Annotated in this window: 15 protein-coding genes; 7 read left to right on the top strand and 8 right to left on the bottom strand. The window is 71.9% G+C overall.

All coding sequences use genetic code 11. From position 1 onward, the window contains the following. Window positions 1-410 precede the first annotated feature (410 nt). A complete protein-coding gene (locus tag ACZ404_RS04530; protein WP_468435795.1) occupies window positions 411-860 on the top strand; it encodes a PTS sugar transporter subunit IIA in 450 nt (149 codons plus the stop codon). 78 nt (window positions 861-938) lie between these two features. After that, window positions 939-2,609: a phosphoenolpyruvate--protein phosphotransferase gene (gene ptsP / locus ACZ404_RS04525; protein ID WP_468435793.1), complete on the top strand. Its 1,671-nt coding sequence runs from the start codon at window positions 939-941 to the stop codon at window positions 2,607-2,609. Window positions 2,610-2,679: 70 nt separating this feature from the next. Here the strand turns inward: ptsP and ACZ404_RS04520 are convergent, their stop codons facing one another. Continuing rightward, window positions 2,680-3,573 (bottom strand): hypothetical protein, encoded by an 894-nt coding sequence (locus ACZ404_RS04520; protein ID WP_468435791.1) that lies wholly within the window; start codon window positions 3,571-3,573, stop codon window positions 2,680-2,682. A gap of 124 nt (window positions 3,574-3,697) precedes the next feature. After that, the gene (locus tag ACZ404_RS04515; protein ID WP_468435789.1) at window positions 3,698-5,665 is read right to left on the bottom strand and encodes an acetoacetate--CoA ligase; all 1,968 of its coding nucleotides are present in this window, start codon (window positions 5,663-5,665) and stop codon (window positions 3,698-3,700) included. Between the two features lie 215 nt (window positions 5,666-5,880). On the opposite strand from ACZ404_RS04515, the gene ACZ404_RS04510 reads away from it, so the two are divergent. After that, a complete protein-coding gene (locus ACZ404_RS04510) occupies window positions 5,881-8,241 on the top strand; it encodes a glycoside hydrolase family 31 protein (protein WP_468435787.1) in 2,361 nt (786 codons plus the stop codon). Between the two features lie 31 nt (window positions 8,242-8,272). Here ACZ404_RS04510 and ACZ404_RS04505 read toward each other — a convergent pair whose 3' ends face one another. Then, on the bottom strand, window positions 8,273-8,809 hold the full coding sequence (locus ACZ404_RS04505; RefSeq protein WP_468435786.1) for an NUDIX domain-containing protein: 537 nt from the start codon (window positions 8,807-8,809) through the stop codon (window positions 8,273-8,275). 248 nt (window positions 8,810-9,057) lie between these two features. On the opposite strand from ACZ404_RS04505, the gene ACZ404_RS04500 reads away from it, so the two are divergent. From ACZ404_RS04500 to glpK, 4 genes are all read left to right on the top strand, one after another. Beyond that, complete coding sequence (locus ACZ404_RS04500; protein WP_468435865.1) at window positions 9,058-9,486, top strand: Zn-ribbon domain-containing OB-fold protein; 429 nt, start codon at window positions 9,058-9,060, stop codon at window positions 9,484-9,486. After that, complete coding sequence (locus ACZ404_RS04495) at window positions 9,483-10,673, top strand: lipid-transfer protein (protein WP_468435784.1); 1,191 nt, start codon at window positions 9,483-9,485, stop codon at window positions 10,671-10,673. The genes ACZ404_RS04500 and ACZ404_RS04495 overlap by 4 nt, the downstream gene beginning before the upstream one ends. A gap of 318 nt (window positions 10,674-10,991) precedes the next feature. Further along, window positions 10,992-11,741 carry an MIP/aquaporin family protein gene (locus ACZ404_RS04490; RefSeq protein ID WP_468435782.1) on the top strand — a complete coding sequence of 250 codons (750 nt, stop codon included), beginning with the start codon at window positions 10,992-10,994 and terminating at the stop codon, window positions 11,739-11,741. 34 nt (window positions 11,742-11,775) lie between these two features. Then, entirely contained in the window at window positions 11,776-13,296 is a 1,521-nt protein-coding gene (glpK, locus tag ACZ404_RS04485; protein WP_468435780.1) for a glycerol kinase GlpK, read from the top strand. A gap of 112 nt (window positions 13,297-13,408) precedes the next feature. On the opposite strand, the gene ACZ404_RS04480 is transcribed toward glpK, so the two are convergent. The 5 genes from ACZ404_RS04480 to ACZ404_RS04460 are packed head-to-tail and all read right to left on the bottom strand — an operon-like array spanning window position 13,409 to window position 21,328. Next, a complete protein-coding gene (locus tag ACZ404_RS04480) occupies window positions 13,409-14,014 on the bottom strand; it encodes a GTP-binding protein (RefSeq protein WP_468435778.1) in 606 nt (201 codons plus the stop codon). Continuing rightward, a complete protein-coding gene (locus ACZ404_RS04475; protein WP_468435776.1) occupies window positions 13,995-17,636 on the bottom strand; it encodes a hydantoinase B/oxoprolinase family protein in 3,642 nt (1,213 codons plus the stop codon). The genes ACZ404_RS04480 and ACZ404_RS04475 overlap by 20 nt, the downstream gene beginning before the upstream one ends. A gap of 24 nt (window positions 17,637-17,660) precedes the next feature. Next, window positions 17,661-18,056, bottom strand: a complete 396-nt coding sequence (locus ACZ404_RS04470; protein ID WP_468435774.1) for a DUF742 domain-containing protein — start codon at window positions 18,054-18,056, stop codon at window positions 17,661-17,663. Between the two features lie 9 nt (window positions 18,057-18,065). Then, entirely contained in the window at window positions 18,066-18,500 is a 435-nt protein-coding gene (locus tag ACZ404_RS04465; protein ID WP_468435772.1) for a roadblock/LC7 domain-containing protein, read from the bottom strand. Next, the gene (locus ACZ404_RS04460) at window positions 18,497-21,328 is read right to left on the bottom strand and encodes a nitrate- and nitrite sensing domain-containing protein (protein WP_468435770.1); all 2,832 of its coding nucleotides are present in this window, start codon (window positions 21,326-21,328) and stop codon (window positions 18,497-18,499) included. The genes ACZ404_RS04465 and ACZ404_RS04460 overlap by 4 nt, the downstream gene beginning before the upstream one ends. Window positions 21,329-21,564: the final 236 nt, after the last annotated feature.

Genomic DNA, 21,564 nt, shown 5'->3' with positions numbered 1-21,564 from the left:
GTTGACTTTTGGCACGCTGTTGAGTTCTCAAGGAACGGACGCTTCCTTCGTACTCACCCTCTCGGGCTTTCCTCCGGGCGCTTCCCTTCGGTGTTCCAAACTCTATCAGGGTTTTTCCGTCTCTCTGACCACCCTCCTGCAGACATGCAGAAGAGGATCCTGAAAGAGGATCTGACCGAGTTTGGGTCCCTGCCGAGCGGTGACGCTTTCGCGTCTCCCCGTCCCAGGCAGGAGTACGACTGTACACGCGGCGTTGAACCACGTGCAAATCCGGGGGGTTGGTGGTCTAGACCACTTCCTGGTAGCTTCCATACGGAACCGCCACTTCACATGGCATACGCTGCTGCTCAGTGCGCCGTCCGGGACAGGCAGTGACGGCACATTGCAGCTCCACTCCTGGGAGGCTTCCCATGACCACCGTGACGTCCCCGCTCGCTGGACGCGCCATCGGACTGGCCGCCGTGCCCGACCCGGTCTTCTCCGGAGCCATGGTGGGCCCGGGCACCGCGATCGACCCCGTGCGTGAGCCTTCCGAGGCCGTGGCGCCCGTGGACGGCGTCATCGTCTCCCTGCACCCGCACGCCTTCGTCGTGGTGGACGGCGAGGGGCACGGTGTGCTCACCCACCTCGGCATCGACACCGTCCAGCTCAACGGCGAGGGCTTCGAGCTCCTCGTCAGCAAGGGCGACACCGTCACGCGTGGCCAGAGCATCGTGCGCTGGGACCCCGCAGCGGTCGAGGCGGCCGGCAAATCCCCGGTGTGCCCCGTCGTGGCGCTCGAAGCCACCGCCGAGTCTCTCTCCGACCTCCGTGACAGTGGTGACGTGAAGGCCGGCGACAGCCTCTTCTCCTGGAACTGACGACAGTGCCGCCGCGCGGCGGCGTACCGGACAACCATCGCGGCGGCGGGACCCGCCGCACTATCGGAGACGGGTGAGATGGAGACAACGCTGCGAGGCGTCGGCGTGAGCCACGGTGTGGCGATCGGCGAGGTTCGGCACATGGGAACGGCGGTGCTCGAGCCGCCTGCCAAGCAGATCCCTGCGGAGGAAGCGGAGCGCGAGCAGGGGCGGGCCCGTCAGGCCGTGGACGCCGTGGCGGCCGACCTGATGGCGCGGGGCAACCTGGCGGGCGGCGAGGCCCAGGCGGTCCTCGAGGCGCAGGCCATGATGGCCCAGGACCCCGAGTTGATGGCGGACGTGGAGCGGCGGATCGCCGTCGGCAGTACGGCCGAGCGCGCCGTGTACGACGCGTTCGCGGCGTACCGCGAGTTGCTGGCCGGTGCCGGGGAGTACCTGGCCGGGCGTGTGGCCGACCTGGATGACGTGCGGAACCGTATCGTCGCCCGGCTGCTCGGCGTCCCCATGCCGGGTGTCCCGGACAGCGACGAGCCCTATGTCCTGGTGGCGCGCGATCTGGCTCCCGCCGACACCGCGCTGCTGGACCCGGCACTCGTGCTCGGTTTCGTGACCGAGGAGGGTGGGCCGACCAGTCACAGCGCGATTCTGGCGCGGGCGCTGGGCGTGCCGGCCGTCGTCGCGCTGCCGGGCGCCGGTGAGCTGGCCGAGGGCACGGTGATCGCCGTCGACGGCAGCACCGGTGACATCTTCGTGAACCCGAGCGAGGAGAAGAAGGCACAGCTGGAGGCCGCGGCGGCCGAGCGGAAGGCGGCGCTGGCCGCGTCGACCGGTCCGGGTGCCACGGCCGACGGGCACAAGGTGCCGCTGCTGGCCAATGTCGGTGGACCCGCCGATGTACCGGCCGCCGTGGAGGCCGGTGCGGAGGGCGTCGGTCTGTTCCGCACGGAGTTCCTGTTCCTGGACGACAGCAAGAGCGCGCCGTCCGAGGAGAAGCAGGTCGAGGCCTACCGGCAGGTGCTTGAGGCGTTCCCCGAGGGCCGTGTCGTCGTGCGTGTCCTGGACGCCGGCGCGGACAAACCGCTGGAGTTCCTGACGCCGGCGGACGAGCCGAACCCGGCGCTGGGCGTGCGTGGTCTGCGGACGCTGCTCGACCACCCGGAGGTCCTGCGCACGCAGCTGACCGCCCTGGCGAGGGCCGCCGAGGGCCTGCCCGTCTACCTCGAGGTCATGGCGCCCATGGTGGCGGACCGGACGGACGCCAAGGCGTTCGCGGACGCCTGCCGTGAGGCGGGGCTGCGGGCCAAGTTCGGCGCGATGGTGGAGATCCCGTCGGCCGCGCTGCGGGCGCGTTCGATCCTGCAGGAGGTCGAGTTCCTGTCCCTGGGGACGAATGACCTCGCCCAGTACACGTTCGCCGCCGACCGGCAGGTGGGCGCGGTGTCGCGGCTCCAGGACCCGTGGCAGCCGGCGCTGCTCGACCTGGTCGCGCTGTCCGCCGAGGCGGCGAGGGCCGAGGGCAAGAGCTGCGGTGTGTGTGGTGAGGCCGCGTCCGACCCGCTGCTGGCCTGTGTGCTGACCGGTCTGGGTGTCACCTCCCTGTCCATGGGTGCGGCGTCGATCCCTTACGTCCGGGCGACGCTGGCGAAGTTCACGCTGGCGCAGTGCGAGCGGGCCGCCTCGGCCGCGCGTGCCGCGGACACCGCCGAAGAGGCACGCAGCGCGGCTCAGGCGGTGCTGTCCGGCGAGTAAGCCGGACCGAGCCGCGCCGTATGCCGGGTCGAGGGGCGTCCCGCCGCCGGGTGGGGCGCCCCTGGCGCGTTCAGTGCCGGTGCTCCTGGTCCGTCCGCTCCTCTCCGAGGTCGGGTGGTGCGCAGTAGTCGACGCCCGATTCCGGGGAGATGAGGTCTCCGGACTCGACGTCGGTGCAGTAGGCGTCGAAGACCTCGGCGGCGGTGAGGGGCGCGAGACCGCCGCCGCGCATCCGCCAGCCGTAGACGCGGTCGGGTGCGCCCGGGGCGCTGATGCGCATCACGAGTCCGCCGGGGCTGTGGGTGGCGAGGCCGAGGGCGAGGACGCTGGTGAACTCGAGGGCTTCGGCATCGTCGAGTTCGACGGTGCCTTCGGTGTCCTCGTCGGCGTGCAGGACGGAGACGAGGGTTTCCGGCGTGCCGGAGACGCTGCAGACGAGGTGCCGGTCGCCGAGCGGGGCGGTGTCGAGGATGCGGACGACGAGGGCGGAGGCGCGGGTGAAGGCCGAACGGCCGATGTCCTCCCCGCAGGTGGGGCAGGGGCCGAGTCGGGTGAGCAGGGTGGCGGCGTACTCCCAGGTGGCCTGTCGCACGGCCTCGTCGACGAGGGCCGGCAGGAGCGTGGCGAGGGGACGGCCGTCGTAGGGAATGGTGGGGCCGGTGGCCGCGAGTTCCGCGGTGAACCGGCTGCGGCTGGCCGGCGCTTCCGGGTCGAGGCCGGCGTCCGCGCAGAACGCGGCGTAGTCCTCGGGGTCGAAGAGGGCCAGCGCGGTGTGGCTGCCCTCGGCCGCGCGGCTCTTGAGGAGCGCCTCCATGTGCCGGAGGTAGGTGGTGTGGTCGTCGAAGAGGAAGCTGCGGTAGCGCCGCATGGCGCGGAAGTCGTGCTCGTCGGTGAGCAGGCCGATGGTGCCGGCGATCTCGCGGCGCAGGACGCGTCGCAGGGTCTGACGGTTGGTGTGCACCATGATTCCCCCAAGTGCGCAGTCGATCAGTGCTCACTCACAGTAACCAGCGGCACTGACAACGGCCTCGGGCTCCGCCGCCGTGCTCCGCGAAGTCCGAGGCCGTCTGCAGGGGGGCGCGGTCCGGTCAGGCGCGCTTGCGGGCGAGTTCCTCGTAGAAGCCCAGCAGGGCGAGGTTGTCGATGGATCCGGGGTTGACGGCCTTCTCCAGGGGCGTTCCCTGCAGGAGTCGCTTGACCGGGACCTCGATGCGCTTGCCGGTGAGGGTGTGCGGGATGCCCGGGACCTCGAGGATCTCGTCGGGCACATGGCGGGGTGAGAGTTGTTCGCGGATGGCCTGCTTGATGCGGTTCAGGAGCGCCTCGTCCAGGACGGCTCCCGGGGCGAGGTGGACGAAGAGCGGCATCCAGTAGCCCCCGTCGGGCTGTTCGATACCGATGACGAGGGACTCCTTGATCTCGGGCAGGCGTTCCACCACTTCGTAGATGTCGGCGGACCCCATGCGCACGCCCTGCCGGTTGAGGGTCGAGTCGGAGCGGCCGTGGATGATCACGGAACCGCGGGAGGTGACGGTGATCCAGTCGCCGTGCCGCCAGACGCCCGGGTAGGTGTCGAAGTAGCTGTCGTGGTAGCGGCTGCCGTCGGGGTCGTTCCAGAAGCGGATCGGCATGGACGGCATGGGGTTGGTGACGACCAGCTCGCCCACCTCGTCGATCACGGGCTTGCCGCTCGGGTCCCAGGACTGCAGGTCGGTGCCGAGTCCGGGGGCCTGGAGTTCACCGGTGTACACGGGCAGTGTCGGAACGGCTCCCGCGAAGCAGGAGCAGACGTCCGTGCCGCCGCTGACGGAGGCGATCCACAGGTCGTCGCGGACCTCGTCGTGCAGCCAGCGGAATCCGTCGGGGGGCAGCGGAGAGCCGGTGGTGGCGACGCACTGCACCCGGGAGAGGTCGAAGTCGCGGGAGGGGTGCACGCCGGCCTTGCGGCAGGCCATGACGTAGGCGGCCGACGTGCCGTAGAGGGTGGCTCCGGTGCGCTCGGCGACCCGCCACTGGGCGCCGGTGTCCGGGTAGCCGGGGCTGCCGTCGTACAGGACGATCGTGGTGCCCGTGAGCAGGCCGGAGACGAGGAAGTTCCACATCATCCAGCCGGTGGAGGTGTACCAGAAGAAGCGGTCCTCGGGGCCGAGGTCGCAGTGCAGGCCGAGCTGTTTGAGGTGTTCGACGAGGATGCCGCCCTGGGACTGCACGATGGCCTTGGGCAGGCCCGTCGTACCGGAGGAGTACAGCACCCACAGCGGGTGGTCGAACGGGACCTGTTCGAAGACGGGCTCGGTGTCGGCGGCCGTCAGCGCCGACCACTGGAGCGCACCCTCGGGTGCCTCGGTGCCGAGGAGCGGGATGTGGACGACGGCGCGCAGGCTGGGCAGCTCGCGGCGCAGCTCCGCGACGATCTCCCGGCGGTCGTGCTGCTTGCCGCCGTAGCGGTAGCCGTCGACCGTGAACAGGACGACCGGTTCGACCTGCTGGAAGCGGTCGAGGACGCTGCGGGCGCCGAAGTCCGGTGCGCAGGAGGTCCACACGGCTCCGACGGCGGCCGTGGCGAGGAGGGCGACCACGGCCTCGGGGATGTTCGGGAGGTAGCCGCTGACGCGGTCGCCGGGGCGGACGCCGAGGGCGCGCAGCTCGGCGGTGAGGGAGCCCACCTGGCGGCGCAGTTCGGACCAGGTCACCGGGCGCGGTTCGTGGGTCTCGTCGACGTACAGCAGCGCGGGCTCGTCCGCGCGGTCGGCCGCGGCGCGCAGGGCGTGCTCGGCGTAGTTGAGGGTGGCTCCGGGGAACCACTGGGCGCCGGGCATCGAGCGGTCGCCGAGCACGCGCGCGTAGGGGGTGGAGAACCGTACGTCGAACCACTCGGTGACGGCTTTCCAGAAGGTGTCCAGGTGCTCGACCGACCACCGGTGGAGGGCGGGGTAGCCGCCCTCGGCCGGGGCTGCGTGGTGTTCGGCGGCCCATGCCTGGAACCGGGTGATGCGGGCCTGGGCGATCCGCTCGGGATCGGGCTGCCAGAGCGGCTGGGTGTTCGCTGTCGACATGGGTGCTGCTCCCGGGCTGTGCGCGTCGTGTGCGTCGGTCCGCGCACGGGCTGGGGTGTGCGCGTGACGCGGCTGACAGGGACGATGCCATGTGATCGACTTCTGCACCAGGGTGCGCCGCACACAGTACGTGTCGTGTAGATGTGGTCCGGCCACGGGTGAACGGCAGTTGAACGACACGCGCGCGAGGGGCGGTCAGTGGCAGGGTGAGCAGCATGAACGGTCGTGACCTGGTGCGTTCGGTGAGTCTGGTCGGTTCGGGGAGGGCGGGTCAGGGGTTGCGTACCGTACGGGCAGCATGGCGCAGGAGGCGGATCGACGCCGCCGGACTGCCGCCGCGGGGTGCGGAGCGGGCGCGGGTTCCGGGGCAGGTGCGGGACGTGGAGCCGGGGCCGGGTGGCGGTGTGATCCGGTTCGGCCGTTCGGAGCTGCGGATCACCGTCGCGGTCAACGGGGCCGTCTTCTGGGGCTGGGACGGGTCGGGGCCCGAACCGTCGTACGCGCTCGCCGGCCGCGCTCCGGAGCCGGATCCCCGGGTGATGCTGGAGCCGGACAAGGACGGCGGCTGGCGGGTGGTGGCGGAGCGCGTGACGGTGGTGATCTCCCGTCACGGCGCGCTGGAGGTGTGCACGCCCGGCGGTGTGGTGCTGCGGCGGGATCTGCCACCGCGCTGGTGGGAGCCGGTCGGCGGGGGGACGGCACGGTGGATGCAGCGGTCGGAGGTGGCGGCGGACGCCCGGTTCTTCGGGCTGGGCGGCCGGGCGGCGGGCCCGCGGTTGCGGGACGGCGTGTACCGGCTGTGGAACACCGATCGTGGCCGGCCCTTCGGTCCCGGGGACGATCCGCTGTACGTGACCATGCCGGTGCAGTTGGTGGTCGCCGATGCCGGGGTTCATCTGCTGTTCCACGACAACACGTGGGACGGCACGGTGACGCTGCGGGAGGGCGCGGAGGGCGCCGGGTCCGGACACGACCGGGCGGGCCGCTGCGAGGTGCGGATGGACGGCGGTCCGCTGCGCGGCTGGGTGATGGTGGGCACCCCCGCGCGCGTGCTGCACACCTGGGCGTCGCTGACCGGGGCGCCCGCGCTGCCTCCCGCGTGGGCGCTCGGCCACCATCACGCGCGCTGGGGCTTCGGCAGCGAGCAGGAGGTGCGACGGATCGTGGCGGGCTACCAGGAGCGGGGCCTGCCGCTGGACGCGGTGCACCTGGACATCGACCACTACGAGGACCATCAGGTGTTCACGGTGGACCGGGAGCGTTTCCCCAAGCTGCCGGTGCTGGCGGAGGAGCTGCGCCGGGACGGGATCCGGCTGGTGTCGATCGTCGATCCGGCGGTGCGGGCCGCGGCGGGCAACGCGGTGCACGACAGCGGGTCGGTCGTGGACGCGTTCGTCCGGGACGCGTCGGGGCGGACGGTGCGGGGCGAGGTGTGGGCGGGTGAGTCGGTGTTCCCTGACTTCACGCACGCGCGCGTGCGCGCGTGGTGGGGCGGGCTGTACGAGGAGCGGCTGGAGCAGGGCTTCGCGGGGTTCTGGCACGACATGAACGAGCCGACGGCGTTCAGTGCCTTCGGGGAGACGACGCTGCCGCGTTCGGCCCGGCATGCGCTGGAGGGGCGCGGCGGTGACCACCGCGAGGCGCACAACGTGTACGCGCTCTGCATGGCCCGGGCGGGCTACGAGGGGCTGCGCGAGTTGTCGCCCAAGGAGCGTCCGTTCCTGTTCTCTCGGTCGGGCTGGGCGGGCATGCAGCGCTACGGGGGCACCTGGTCGGGGGATGTGGCGACGGGCTGGCCGGGGTTGCGGGCCTCGCTGTCGCTGGTGCTGGGGCTGGGGCTGTGCGGGGTGCCGTACTCGGGGCCGGACGTGGGCGGCTTCGACGGCCGTCCCTCGCCGGAGCTGTATCTGCGGTGGTTCCAGCTCGGCGCCTATCTCCCGCTGTTCCGTACGCACGCGAGTCTGCGGGCGGGCCGCAGGGAGCCGTGGGAGTTCGGTCCCACGGTGTTGGAGCACGCGCGCGCGGCGTTGCTGGAACGCCGGCGTCTACTGCCGTACTTCGTGACGCTGGCGCATCTGGCCCGGCGTACCGGCTCGCCGTTCGTGCGGCCGCTGTGGTGGGGTGCGCCGGAGGACCGTGCGCTGCGTAGCTGCGAGGATGCGTTTCTGCTCGGCGACTGCTTCCTGGTGGCGCCGGTGCTCTCGCCGGGTGCGGACCGGCGTGCGGTGCAGCTGCCGCGGGGGCGCTGGTACGACACGGTGACGGAGGAGGCGTACGAGGGTCCGGGGCAGGTGCTCGTGGACGCGCCGCCGGAGCGGATTCCGGTGCTCGCGCGCGCGGGTGCGGTCGTTCCCGTACGGGGGGAGGACGGCGGGGTGGAGCTGGAGGTGTGGGCGCCCGCCCGGGGACGGACCGGGGGCGGGCTGGTCGTGCCGGATGCCGGCGACGGCTGGGACGTACCGGAGATCGAGCGCTATGCCGCCCGCCGGCAGGGCCGGCGGGTGGTGGTGACCCGGGAGCGGGAGAACGGTGCGAGCGAGCCGCCGTACCCGGTGCGGGTACGGGGGCTCGGCTGACGCGGGCGAGCGGCTCGGCGCAGGTGCCGGTTCAGATGTAGCGGCCTTCGAACCAGGCGCGCACGGCGAGAGTGTGCAGCGGGAAGGCGAGTTCCTCGGGCCGGCGCAGGAGCTTGCGGGCGTCGGTCTCGTCCGTGGTGTCGTAGGCCGGAAGGCTCTCGGCCGGACGTTCCGGGAGGAGTCCGAACAGCAGCAGGTGCCCGTCCGGCGAGCTCATGGCGTCCACGAGCCGCACGTCACGGGCGGCGGCGTCGATGCCCGTCTCCTCCTTGAGCTCGCGCACGACGGCCTGTTTCCAGTCCTCCCGGTCGTCGATGTAGCCGCCGGGCAGGGCGACGCCTCCGCGCGCGGGGGCGATGGTGCGGGTGATGACGACCAGGGCCGTGCCCTTGGTGTCGTACACGGGCTGGAGGGCGATCGCGACCGGCAGCGGGTTGCGGTAGGCGACGGTGCCGCAGGAGGGGCAGGTGCGCGGCCAGCCGGAGACGCCTTCTCCATAGGGCGCTCCGCAGCTCGAACAGTGGGAGTCGGGCGCGGAGTTGGCAGTTGAGTGCTGAATTTCGGACACGCGCGGACTGTATCCGATCAGAGGAAGGCCGTCTTCCGCCAAGGGCGCACAGCGGGACGACGAGGGCGGGGAGGAGGCCACCGGAACCACCCCCGTCGGCCCCGGCAGCCCCTCCTGTCACCACGACGCAGGAAGGAGCGATCCGGTTCACCGGTACGCCCTGCCCATTCCCGGTGGCCCGTGGCACACTTCTGACGCTTCGTCAGTTCACTGCGCCAGGAGGAACGTTGACGCGTACACGCAGACCCGTGGTCTCCGGCTGGTTCACCGGCGAGGGGGACGGCTTCCGGCTCCTCGGCACCCGGTGCGCCTCCTGCACGACGGTGTTCTTCCCTCGCGAGGACCTCCACTGCCGCAATCCGCACTGCCCGGGCGACGGTGCGCTGGAGGAGGTCCCGCTCTCACGGACGGGCCGGGTCTGGTCGTACACCGACAGCCGCTACCGGCCGCCGTCACCCTATGTGAGCAATCCGGAACTTGTCTGGGAGCCGTGCGCGTTGATCGCGGTGGAGCTGCCGTCCGAGCGGATCGTCGTGCTGGGACAGGCGGTTCCCGGGGTCACCGTCGCGGAACTGGCGGTGGGCATGGAGGTGGAGGTCGTCCCCGGAGTGCTGCACGAGGACGCGGACACGACCTGGACGACCTGGCAGTGGAGGCCGACGGGGGTGACGGCATGACGGCGGACGTGGCGGTGCTGGGCGTGGGCATGCACCCCTGGGGCAAGTGGGGGCGCGGCTTCGTGGCGTACGGGACGGCGGCGGCCCGCGCGGCGCTCGCGGACGCGGCCCTGGGCTGGCCGGACGTCGGTTCGGTCGTGGGCGCGGACACCGTGCGTGGCGGTTATCCGGGGTATGTGGCGGGGGCGACGTTCGCCCGGGCCCTTGGCTGGCAGGGCGCCCGGGTCGCCAGTGTCTACGCCGCCTGTGCCTCCGGGGCGCAGGCGATCGCGACCGCGCGGGCACAGATCCTGGCCGGGCTCGCGGACGTGGTGCTCGTGGTGGGAGCGGACGCCGCTCCGAAGGGGTTCTTCCGGCCCGCCGGCGGGGATCGCCCGGACGATCCGGACTGGCTGCGATTTCGTCTGCTGGGAGCGACCAACCCGGCCTACTTCGCGCTGTACGCGCGCCGGCGCATGGCGGTGCACGGCGACACCATGGAGGACTTCGCACTGGTCAAGGTGAAGAACGCCGCGCTGGGAGCGCTGAATCCGTACGCGCGCTACCGCAAGCGGGTCACCGCCGAGGAGGTCGCCGCTTCCGCGGTGGTCGCCGATCCGCTGCGGCTGCTGGACATCTGCGCGACCTCGGACGGCGGGGCCGCGCTGGTCCTGTGCAGCCTGGAATTCGCCCGCCGGCAGGGGGTGGCGCGCCCGGTGCGCATCCGGGCGGTGTCGACGGTGACCCCGCGATTCCCGAACGCGGTGCTGGATCTGCCGGACATCGCCACCGACTCGGCCGTCGCCGTGGCGCCCCCGCCCGAGACGTTCCGGGCGTCGATCGCCCGTACCGCCTACGAGGAAGCGGGCATCGGCCCGGAGGACCTCTCCCTGGCCGAGGTGTACGACCTGTCCACCGCGCTGGAACTGCAGTGGTACGAGGATCTGGGGCTGTGCGGCGAAGGGGAGGCGGCGAAGCTCCTGAGGGAGGGCGCGACCGCGCCGGGCGGCCGCATACCCGTGAACACCAGTGGCGGGCTCGCCTCCTTCGGCGAGGCCGTGCCGGCCCAGGCCATCGCCCAGGTCTGCGAGCTCACCTGGCAGTTGCGGGACGCCGCGGGTGACCGGCAGGTCGCCGGGGCGCGCGTGGGGATCACAGCCAACCAGGGGCTGTTCGGACATGGATCGGCGGTGGTCGTGGTGCGGTGAGCGAAGCCCCCAGCAGGCGGGGCCGGGAAGCCGCTGTCACCGTTGCCGTCGGCGACCTTGACGGCCCCCGGGTGCCGGTGAACACTTCCCGGTGTCAGCCGACATCGTCGTACATTCCCTGCGTAACCAGGCACTGCACGCGGGCTCCTTCCTGCTCGGCGGCCCGTCCCCCAGGGCGATCCGGCTGCGACGGCACGCATGTCACGGACGCCGTGCGGGGCACGGGACTCTCTCCCTGTCTTCGGCCGGCGTAGCCAAGGAACCGTTCCTGCACGGAGGCCGGGGCAGCGCGCCCGGGCCGGCGCCAAGGGAGCCGCCATGAGCAACGGAGACATTTTCGTCGGCGAAGTCATCGGCACCGCGATCCTGATCCTCTTCGGTGCCGGTGTCTGCGCCGCCGTCACCCTCAGATACTCCAAGGCGCGGGCCGCGGGGTGGGTCGTCATCGCGTTCGGGTGGGGCTTCGGCGTGCTGGCCGGCGCCTACACCGCCGCTCCCCTGTCCGGCGGTCAGCTCAATCCCGCGGTCACCATCGGCATCGCGGTGGACACCGGCAAGTGGGACAAGGTGTGGGTGTATCTGCTGGGCGAGACCGTCGGCGCGATGCTGGGCGCCGTCCTCGCCTATCTGGTGTACCTGGCGCAGTTCCAGGCCAACGTCCGCAAGGAGGGCACGACCGAGGGCACCGCTGACGAACCGCTGCCGACCCTCGGCATCTTCGCCACCATCCCGGAGATCCGGAACCCGGTCGCCAACCTCATCACCGAGATCATCGCGACGATGGCGCTGGTCCTGCCGGTTCTCGCCTTCGGACTGACCAAGGGCCTCGGCGAGTCCGGCACCACGGTGCTGATCGTCTCGCTGCTCGTCGTCGGCATCGGGCTCTCCCTCGGCGGCCCCACCGGCTATGCCATCAACCCGGCGCGTGACCTCGGACCGCGCATCGTGCACACCTTCCTGCCGATCCCGAACAAGGGCACGTCCGACTGGGGTTACGCCTGGATCCCGGTCGTCGGCCCGCTGATCGGCGGGGCGCTCGCCGGCCTCGTCTACAACGCGGCCTTCTGACCAGCGACCCGACCCCAGCCACCCAGGGACAGCCATGACGGACACCGCCGAGAAGTACGTCGCCGCCATCGACCAGGGCACCACGTCCAGCCGCTGCATCATCTTCGACCACGGCGGCGGGATCGTCGCCGTGGACCAGCGCGAGCACCGCCAGATCTTTCCCCGGCCGGGCTGGGTGGAGCACGACGCCACCGAGATCTGGTCCAAGGTGCAGGCCGTCGTGGCGGGAGCGCTCGCCAAGGCCGGGCTGCGCCCCCACCAGCTCAGCGCGCTGGGCATCACCAACCAGCGGGAGACGACGGTCCTGTGGGACCGCGCCACGGGCAAGCCCGTGCACAACGCGATCGTCTGGCAGGACACCCGTACCGCTGCCCTGTGCCACGAACTGGGCGGAACCGACGGGCAGGACCGCTTCCGAGAACCGACCGGGCTGCCGCTGGCAAGCTATTTCTCCGGCCCCAAGGTGGTCTGGCTGCTGGACAACGTGCCGGGTCTCAGGGACCGCGCCGAACGGGGTGAGATCGCCTTCGGGACCATCGACTCCTGGCTGATCTGGAACCTGACCGGCGGCACCGACGGCGGCCGCCACGTCACCGACGTCACCAACGCCGGCCGGACCCTGCTGATGAACCTCGAGACCCTGCAGTGGGATCCCTCCATCCTGTCCGCGATGAACGTGCCCGAGGCGGTCCTGCCCGAGATCCGGTCCTCCGCCGAGGTGTACGGCACCGCCGTCGGCGGGCTCGCCGGGGTGCCCGTGGCCTCCGCGCTGGGCGACCAGCAGGCCGCCGTGTTCGGGCAGGCCTGCTACGACGTCGGCACCGCGAAGAACACCTACGGCACCGGCAGCTTCCTGCTCCTCAACACCGGTGGCCGGCCGGTGCCGTCCAAGAGCGGGCTGCTGACGACGATGGGCTACAAGATCGGCGGCGAGGCGCCGGTGTACTGCCTGGAGGGGTCCATAGCGATAACGGGCGCGCTGGTCCAGTGGTTCCGCGACCAGCTCGGCATCATCCGCACCGCCGACGAGATCGAGACACTCGCGGCGAGTGTCGAGGACAACGGCGGCGCCTACATCGTGCCCGCCTTCTCCGGCCTCTTCGCCCCCTACTGGCGCTCCGACGCGCGCGGGGTCGTCACCGGGCTGACCCGCTACGTCACCAAGGCTCACCTCGCGCGCGCGGTGCTGGAGGCGACGAGCTGGCAGACCCGGGAGGTGGTGGACGCCATGTACCAGGACTCCGGGGTGCGGATCACCACCCTGAAGGTCGACGGCGGCATGACGAAGAACAACCTGCTCATGCAGCACCAGGCGGACGTTCTCGGCGTGCCGGTGATCCGGCCCCGGGTCTCCGAGACCACCTGCCTGGGCGCCGCCTACGCGGCCGGTCTGGCGACCGGCGTGTGGAACGACCTGGACGAGCTGAAGTCGCACTGGCAGCGGGACGCGGAGTGGACGCCGACGATGGAGGCGTCGGTACGCGACCGCGAGTACCGCAACTGGCGCAAGGCAGTGGAGAAGAGCCTCGGCTGGCTCGAGGGCGACGACGCTTAGCCGTTGCATCCACGCGCGCGTGGACGCGTTTCTCGCGGCACACGCGCGTGGCACCGGCCACCGGACCACGGCCCGTACCCCGGTCGGCGGGGGTACGGGCCGTGCGGACGGGTCAGCTGGTGAGGGCCTCGCGGTGGCCGGCCGCGCACTCCATGGCGTGCTGGACGACGCCGATGAGCACCTCCTTGGCCGACTCCCGCTCGCGGGCGTCGCACAGCAGGACCGGCACGTTCTCGTCCAGGTCGAGGGCCTGACGGACGGCTTCGGCGGGGTAACGCGCGGCCCCCTCGAAGCAGTTGACGCCGACGAGGAAGGGGATGGAACGCCGCTCGAAGTAGTCGACGGCGGCGAAGCAGTCCTCCAGGCGGCGCGTGTCGGCGAGAACCACGGCACCGAGGGCACCCTCGGACAGCTCGTCCCACATGAACCAGAACCGTTCCTGACCGGGCGTGCCGAACAGATACAGCACGAGGTCCTCGCGCAGGGTGATGCGGCCGAAGTCCATCGCCACGGTGGTCGTGTGCTTGCGCTCCACACCGGCGGTGTCGTCGACCGGGCGCCCGGCCTCGGTGAGCAGTTCCTCGGTGCGCAGTGGCCTGATCTCGCTGACCGTGCCGACCAGCGTGGTCTTGCCCACGCCGAAGCCGCCGGCCACGAGGATCTTGAACGTGACGGGCTCGACCGGGGGCTTGCCGCGCTCAGAACGCCCGAAGATCATCGGTCTCTTCTCCTGCTTGATGAGGGGGGTCGGTCGACGGCCGGCCGTAGCCGCCGCCACCGGGGGTCTCGATGACGAGCACGTCGCCGGGGCCGACGTCCGCGGAGCCGCTGCCGCCGAGGTCGGTGACCGTGCCGTCGGCGCGCTCCACCCGGTTGGCACCGAGCGCGCCGGGTGCGCCGCCCGCCATGCCGTAGGGCGGCACGCGCCGGTGCTGGGAGAGTGTGGAGACGGTCATGGGTTCCAGGAAGCGGATGCGGCGCACGGCCCCGTCGCCGCCCCGCCGGTGCCCGGTGCCGCCGCTGCCCCGCCGGACGGCGAACTCCTCCAACCGGACGGGCAACCGCCACTCCAGCACTTCGGGGTCGGTGAGCCGCGAGTTGGTCATGTGCGTCTGGACGACGTCGGCGCCGGGGAAGTCCGCGCCCGCGCCGGATCCAGAGGCGACCGTCTCGTAGTACTGGTGGCGTTCGTTGCCGAAGGTGACGTTGTTCATCGTCCCGGAGCCCTCCGCCTGGACGCCGAGCGCGGCGTAGAGCGCCCCGGTGATGGCCTGGGAGGTCTCCACGTTGCCCGCGACGACGGCGGCGGGCGGCTCGGGGGCGAGCATCGAGCCGGGCGGGACGACGATGTCCAGCGGGCGCAGGCAGCCGTCGTTGAGCGGGATGTCGTCGGCCACGAGGGTGCGGAAGACGTACAGGACCGCGGCGTTGACCACGGAGAACGGGGCGTTGAAGTTGGTGGGCAACTGTGCGGAGGTGCCGGTGAAGTCGATGGTCGCGCGGCGCTCGGCGCGGTCGACGCGTACCCGGACCCGGATGACGGCACCCGAGTCCGTCTCGTAGGCGTACTCGCCGTCGTCCAGGGCGTCGATGACCCGGCGGACCGCCTCCTCCGCGTTGTCCTGGACGTGCCGCATGTAGGCCTGGACGACGTCGAGTCCGAACTCGTCGATCATCCGGCGGACTTCGTCGACTCCCTTGCGGTTGGCGGCGATCTGGGCGCGCAGGTCGGCGAGGTTGGTGCGCACATTGCGGGAGGGATGGGGCGCCTCGGTGAGCAGGCGGCGGGTCTCCTCCTCGCGGAGGCGGCCGTTCTCGGCGAGCAGCCAGTTGTCGAAGAGGACGCCCTCCTCCTCGATCGTGCGGCTGTGGGCGGGCATGGAGCCGGGGGCGATGCCGCCGATCTCGGCGTGGTGGCCGCGGGAGGCGACATGGAAGAGGATCTGCGGCTCACTCTCCGTGTCTGTCGTGGAGTCCGAGTCGAAGACCGGGGTGATCACGGTGACGTCGGGCAGGTGGGTACCGCCGTGGTACGGGTCGTTGACCGCGTAGGTGTCGCCGGGCCGCATGGAGCTGCCGCGGCGGCGGATCACCTCTTTGACACTGGTGCCCATGGAGCCCAGGTGGACGGGGATGTGCGGGGCGTTGGCCACCAGGTTTCCGTCCGGGTCGAACAGGGCGCAGGAGAAGTCCAGGCGTTCCTTGATGTTGACGGACTGGGCCGTGGACTCCAGCCGGGCGCCCATCTGTTCGGCGATCGACATGAAGAGGTTGTTGAAGACCTCGAGCAGAACCGGATCGACTTTCGTGTCGAGATCGGAACTCTGCGTAATCGTGGTGCGTTCCATGAGCAGATGCCCGTCGTCGGTCGCCACGGCTCGCCAGCCGGCGTCGACGACGGTCGTGGCGCCGGCCTCGGCGATGACGGCCGGGCCGGTGACGGTTTCGCCGGGAGGAAGGGCCTCCCGGCGATGCAGGGGTACGTCGCGCCAGGCGCCGTCGGTGTGGAGGCGGACGGTGTCCGGCGCGGAGCGGTGGCCCTGGTACGGGGCGAGGGCGGAGAGATCGGGGGGCGCGGTGAGGCCGGTGGCTTCGACGGAGAGGGCTTCGACGACGATCGGGCGGTCGAGGGTGAAGGAGTACGTGGCGCGATGACGCTGTTCGAAGGCCTGCCGCATCGCCTCGGGCTCGGTCAACTCGACGGTGAGCGTGGTGTCGGTGCCGTCGTATCGGAGCTGGGCGCGGCGGGTGACCTGCACGCGGTCCTCCGGGACGTCCTCGGCGCGGAGTTCCGCCCCGGCCGCGCGCTCGAGGTCGTCCGCCGTCTTGTGGATGCCGGGCATCGAGCCGTCGGTCAGGGGAGCCTCGACGGACTGTTCCCGCATGGCGGTGGTGTCGGCGAGGCCGATGCCGAGGGCGGAGAGGAGTCCGGCCATGGGGGGTACGAGGACGGTGCGGATGCCGAGGGAGTCGGCGACCCGGCAGGCGTGCTGGCCGCCGGCCCCGCCGAAGGTGGTGAGCGCGTAGCGGGTGACGTCGTGGCCCTTCTGGACGGAGATCCTCTTCACGGCGTTGGCGATGTTGGCGACCGCGATCTGCAGGTAGCCCTCGGCCACCTGTTCCGGGGTGCGGTCGTCGCCGGTCCGTGCGCGGATCTCGCGCGCGAGGGCGGTGAAGCGGTCGTGGACCAGGGCGCCGTCCAGCGGCTGATCGCCGTCCGGGCCGAACACGGCGGGAAAGTGGTCGGGTTGGATGCGCCCGAGCATGACGTTGGCGTCGGTGACGGTGAGCGGGCCGCCGGCCCGGTAGCAGGCGGGGCCGGGATCGGCGCCGGCCGAGTCGGGGCCGACGCGGTAGCGGGAGCCGTCGAAGTGCAGCACGGAGCCGCCGCCCGCGGCGACGGTGTGGATGTCGAGCATGGGGGCGCGCAGCCGGACGCCCGCGATCTGCGTGGTGAAGACGCGCTCGTACTCGCCGGCGAAGTGGGAGACGTCGGTGGAGGTGCCGCCCATGTCGAAGCCGATCACGCGGTCGAAGCCGGCTCGCTGCGACATGCGGGCCATGCCGACGATCCCGCCGGCCGGTCCGGAGAGGATGGCGTCCTTGCCGCGGAACTGTCCGGCCTCGGTGAGCCCGCCGTTGGACTGCATGAACAGCAGCCGGACGCCCTGGAGTTCGTCGGCCACGTGGCGTACGTAGCGGCGCAGCACGGGCGAGAGGTAGGCGTCGACGACGGCGGTGTCTCCGCGCGGGACGAGTTTCATCAGCGGGCTGACCTCGCTGGACAGCGAGATCTGAGGGAAGCCGGTGCGGGCCGCGAGGGCGCCGATCGCGCGCTCGTGGGCGGGGTGGAGGTGGCTGTGGAGGCAGACGACGGCGACCGCGCGGATCCCGTCGTCGTACGCCTGCCGGAGCGGGCCGGCCAGGGCGTCCAGGTCCGGGGCGCGCAGGACGGTGCCGTCGGCGGCGATGCGCTCCTCGACCTCGATCACCCGTTCGTACAGCAGCTCGGGAAGGTCGATGCGGCGGGCGAAGATCTCCGGACGGTTCTGGTAGCCGATGCGCAGGGCGTCGCGGAACCCTCGGGTGATCACCAGCAGGGTGCGTTCGCCGTTGCGTTCGAGCAGTGCGTTGGTGGCGACCGTCGTGCCCATGCGTACGGCGTCGACGGGCCCCGCCGAGCCGCCGAGCAGTTCCCGGACGCCGGCGACGGCGGCGTCCGCGTACCGGGCCGGGTTGTCGGACAGCAGCTTGTGCGTGAGCAGCCGGCCGTCCGGGCGACGCGCGACGATGTCGGTGAACGTGCCGCCCCGGTCGACCCAGAACTGCCAGCCTGTCACGTCACTTCTCCGCTTCCGCGCCGGTCACAGCGCCCGGAGGCCGTTGATCACGTCGCGCAGAATACTCTCGTCCGGCAGCTCGGCCGGGGGGACCGGCCGCGTCACATGGACGAGTTCCGCGTGCACGAGATCGCCGATGAGCACCCGCACCACCCCGACGGGCAGGTCGAGTTCCGCGGCGAGTTCGGCGACCGACTGCGGTGCCTGCCTGCAGAGGCCGACGATCTCCATGTGCTCCGGGGCCAGCGACGGGTCCGCCTCCGGCGTCTTTGCGTGGGGCTCGGTGACGACCACCGCGATCAGATCGAGCCGGTGCTGGCCCGGGCTGGTGGTGCGGCCGCGTGTCATGGCGTACGGACGCACGACCGGTCCGGCCTCGTCGTCGAACCAGTGACTTCTTCCCTGACCGTCTGCGCTCATGTCATCCCACTACCCGCCTGCGGGCAGATCGGTGCGCGGAGCGGCGGCCAGATGCACACCGACCCGCTTGACCAGGAGCGTCATCTCGTAGGCGACCTGCCCGACGTCGGAGTCGGCGTCCGAGAGGACGGCGAGGCAGCTGCCGTCGCCGGCGGCGGTGACGAACAGGAAGGCGTCGTCGAGCTCCACCACCGTCTGCCGGACGCTGCCCGCGTCGAAGTGGCGGCCCACGCCCTTGGCAAGGCTGTGGAAGCCGGACGCCACCGCGGCCAGGTGCTCGCTGTCCTCCCGGGAGAGGTCCTTGGACACCCCGATGGGCAGGCCGTCGCCGGACAGGACGACGGCCTTGCGGATGCTGGCGACCCGGTCCACGAGGTCGTCCAGGAGCCAGTTCAGCTCCCCCTTGTTCGGTTCCGTGTGGCCGGTGGCCTTCGGTGCGGTCATCGACCGTCCCCCTTTGTCGTTCCTCGTGCTGTGCCGCGGCGGTCCTCTTCGCCCTCGGCGTTCTCCTCACGGCCACGCTGCCAGCCGCGCTGGAGCGAGGCCATCCGGCTGCGGACCTCATCGGCGTCGCGGTCGGCGGGCTGCGCCGCGGATTCGGGGCGCCGTTCGGGTTCCTGCCTGAGCTGGGGGGCCAGGTTGGCCTGCCGTACGCGCCGGGGCAGGGGTCCGGCGCCGGTCGCCGGCTCCTGGGCCGCTCCGTCGGCGGGCAGGGCATCGTCGCCGTGGCCGCCGCCGGGGGCGGGTTCCGGGCGCCGGATCCGCCTCGGCAGCGCCGGCGCCCCCGGGATGTCCTCCGGGCCGCCGCTCGCCGGTGCGGCGGTGCCGTCGTCCACGGGGCCGCTGCCTTCGGTGGCCCGCCGGGCCGCGTCACCGCGGCGACGCGTGGGCAAGGGGGCGGGCCCGCCGATGCCGGTGCGGCGCGGGCCGGCCGTGGGCTGCTCGTCCGGGTCGCCGCGCCGGGTGCGCTGCTCGGTGACGGGCCTGCCGTGGGAGCTGACCAGCTTGGGTGCCTGCCGCCGGGGCAGCGGTACGGGACCCGGGCGATCGCCCGGTCGGCCGGCTGCTGGGTGCGGGGAGGCCGGCTGCGGGGGCTCACCCGGTCGGGAGGCCGCCTGGTCGTCGCCGCTGCCGCGGGTGCGGCGGCGGCGGAACAGGCCGCCGCGCTCGCTCTCCTCGTCCGGCAGGGCGCCCGGGAAGTCGTCGATGGCGTCCAGGTCGACGGGGGCCTCCAGCTCGACCGGCCCGTCCAGCAGGGAGGTCGGCAGGCCGGGCAGCTGCGCCGGCGCCGGCGACCGGGCGGGGCCGAGGCCCGCCGGCCGCTCGGCCTGCCTCGAGCGGTCGCGGTCGAGACGGAAGCCGGTGCCGTTGGTGTCCGGGACGTCGTCGCTCAGCAGCGCCTCGGCGATGAAGACGACGGCGGTGGTGCCCCCGTAGGGGGACGGCTGCAGGGAGACCCGGATGTTCTGGCGCTGGGCCAGGCGGCTGACCACGAACAGGCCGAGCCGGTCCGTGTCCGAGAGCTCGAACTCGGGCGTTTCGGCGAGACGGAGGTTGGCGTCCAGCAGCGCCTCGGCCGTCATACCGAGGCCCCGGTCGTGGATCTCCAGCGTGAAGCCGTTGGCGACCCGCTCGCCGACGACCTGGACGGCGGTGTGCGGCGGGGAGAACACGGTGGCGTTCTCCAGGAGTTCGGCCACCAGATGGGTGAGGTCGGCGACGGCCGGCCCGGTGACGGCGACCCGGGGCAGGCGCCGCACCTCGATGCGCTCGTAGTCCTCGACCTCGGCGACGGCGGCACGGACGATGTCCATCAGCTGTACCGGGCGGCGCCACTGCCGCGAGGGTGCGGCGCCGGACAGGATCACCAGGCCTTCGGCGTGCCGGCGCATACGGGTGGTCAGGTGGTCCAGGCGGAAGAGGTCGGCGAGCTCGTCGGTGTCCTCGGTCCTGCGCTCCATGGTGTCGAGCAGGGTGAGCTGCTTGTGCAGGAGGACCTGGCTGCGGCGGGCCAGGTTGACGAAGACCTCGGAGACACCGGCCCGCAGTTCCGCCTGTTTGACGGCGGCCTCGACGGCGGCGCGCTGGAGGGTGTTGAGGGCCTGGCCGACCTCGCCGATCTCGTTCCTGTCGTACTCCAGCCGGGGCACCTCGGTCTCGACGTCGACCTGTTCGCCGGCGGAGAGGCGGCGCATCACGCCGGGCAGCCGCACGCCGGACGCCTCGTGCGCCTCCAGACGCAGTTGCCGCAGGTCGCGGATGAGGCTGCGGCCGACGCGCACGGACAGGACGAGGGAGACCAGCAGGGCGAGCAGGCCGAGGACGCCCGCGACGGCGGCCCGCACGATCACGGCGACGGCCACGGGCCGCATGCGGTCCTGGAAGCGGTCGCCGACCTGGTCGTCGAGGGTGCCGAGTCGGTCCAGGACACTCGCCGCGGTGGAGTCCCATCGGCCGGCGGTGACATCGCGCGGGGTTCCCGATCCGGTGTTGATGACGGATCGTTCCGCCGTGCGCAGCGGGGCTGTGGTGGCGTCGTTCCAGAAGCGTTCGTACCGTTCGCGTTCCGCGGTGGGCAGCAGCGGCAGGCTGATGTCGTACAGCAGGGTGCGCTGGGCGACGAGGTCGGAGATCTCGCGGGTCTCCGCCTGGGAGAGCCTGCCGACCACCAGGGAGGAGCCGAGCAGGGCGTCCTCCCGGGAGAGCATCTCGCGGGCGCGGGTGACATCGACCAGGGCGCGGGACTGCTTGTCCATCTCCACGTCGTCGATGCCGTCGAGGCTGGCCAGCAGGGAGTAGCACGGGTCGACGACCCGGTTGTAGGAGTGGAGGGCCTGGGCGCGGTCGACGGTGCGCTCCTCCACGCCGCGGCGCAGGTTGTCCAGGCCGTCGAAGGCGTCCAGGACGGTGGTGAGGCGGTCGCTGCCGTCCCCGTCCATCCCGTCGAGGACGTCGTCGTCCCGGGCGTTCTTGCGGATCTTGGCGACGGCCCGGTCGGTGGCGGCGCGGGTGCGGTGCAGCGCGGTGAGGGCGTCGGCGGCCCGGGGGTCGGCCAGGTAGACGAGGCTCTGGCGGCGCTCCTGCTGCAGGGCGCGGACGGTGTCCTCGGTGGGATACCCGAGGTCCTGCACGACGTCGGTGACCCGGAAGAGCTGGGCCACTTCACGCCCCGTGAGCACCGTGGCGAAGCCCCAGACGGCGGTCAGGGAAACCAGCGGCACGAGAAGCAGCGCCACGATCTTCCGGCGGATGGACTTCCCGCGAAAGCGCATGGCCTCCCCCAGCTCGACCCCCGCGGCCGGGGGTACACATGTCCGTCAGCAAACGGCGCGAGCCTACTACCGCCCCACGGAGATCTCGAAGGCATGTCCGGAGGGCGAACTTCCGCTCCGGTGACGAGAGATGGCGAGTTGTCCGGGCATTACGGGAGATTGCCACCAGCATGCATATGCCAGGACGGAGACGATCGAGACGGTACGAGCGGCCGGTTGGCTGGAAACTTTCACAA

The sequence above is a fragment of the Streptomyces sp. NPDC030798 genome, from assembly GCF_055572275.1.
Note: the sequence above shows the minus strand (reverse complement) of the source record. Positions and strands in the feature narration are given on the sequence as shown.

Coding starts and splice junctions, on each gene's coding strand:
- ptsP (WP_468435793.1), top strand. CDS start 939: ATGGAGACAACGCTGCGAGGCGTCGGCGTGAGCCACGGTGTGGCGATC.
- ACZ404_RS04495 (WP_468435784.1), top strand. CDS start 9,483: ATGACGGCGGACGTGGCGGTGCTGGGCGTGGGCATGCACCCCTGGGGC.
- ACZ404_RS04510 (WP_468435787.1), top strand. CDS start 5,881: ATGAACGGTCGTGACCTGGTGCGTTCGGTGAGTCTGGTCGGTTCGGGG.
- glpK (WP_468435780.1), top strand. CDS start 11,776: ATGACGGACACCGCCGAGAAGTACGTCGCCGCCATCGACCAGGGCACC.
- ACZ404_RS04465 (WP_468435772.1), bottom strand. CDS start 18,500: ATGACCGCACCGAAGGCCACCGGCCACACGGAACCGAACAAGGGGGAG.
- ACZ404_RS04490 (WP_468435782.1), top strand. CDS start 10,992: ATGAGCAACGGAGACATTTTCGTCGGCGAAGTCATCGGCACCGCGATC.
- ACZ404_RS04530 (WP_468435795.1), top strand. CDS start 411: ATGACCACCGTGACGTCCCCGCTCGCTGGACGCGCCATCGGACTGGCC.
- ACZ404_RS04470 (WP_468435774.1), bottom strand. CDS start 18,056: ATGAGCGCAGACGGTCAGGGAAGAAGTCACTGGTTCGACGACGAGGCC.
- ACZ404_RS04460 (WP_468435770.1), bottom strand. CDS start 21,328: ATGCGCTTTCGCGGGAAGTCCATCCGCCGGAAGATCGTGGCGCTGCTT.
- ACZ404_RS04480 (WP_468435778.1), bottom strand. CDS start 14,014: ATGATCTTCGGGCGTTCTGAGCGCGGCAAGCCCCCGGTCGAGCCCGTC.
- ACZ404_RS04520 (WP_468435791.1), bottom strand. CDS start 3,573: ATGGTGCACACCAACCGTCAGACCCTGCGACGCGTCCTGCGCCGCGAG.
- ACZ404_RS04515 (WP_468435789.1), bottom strand. CDS start 5,665: ATGTCGACAGCGAACACCCAGCCGCTCTGGCAGCCCGATCCCGAGCGG.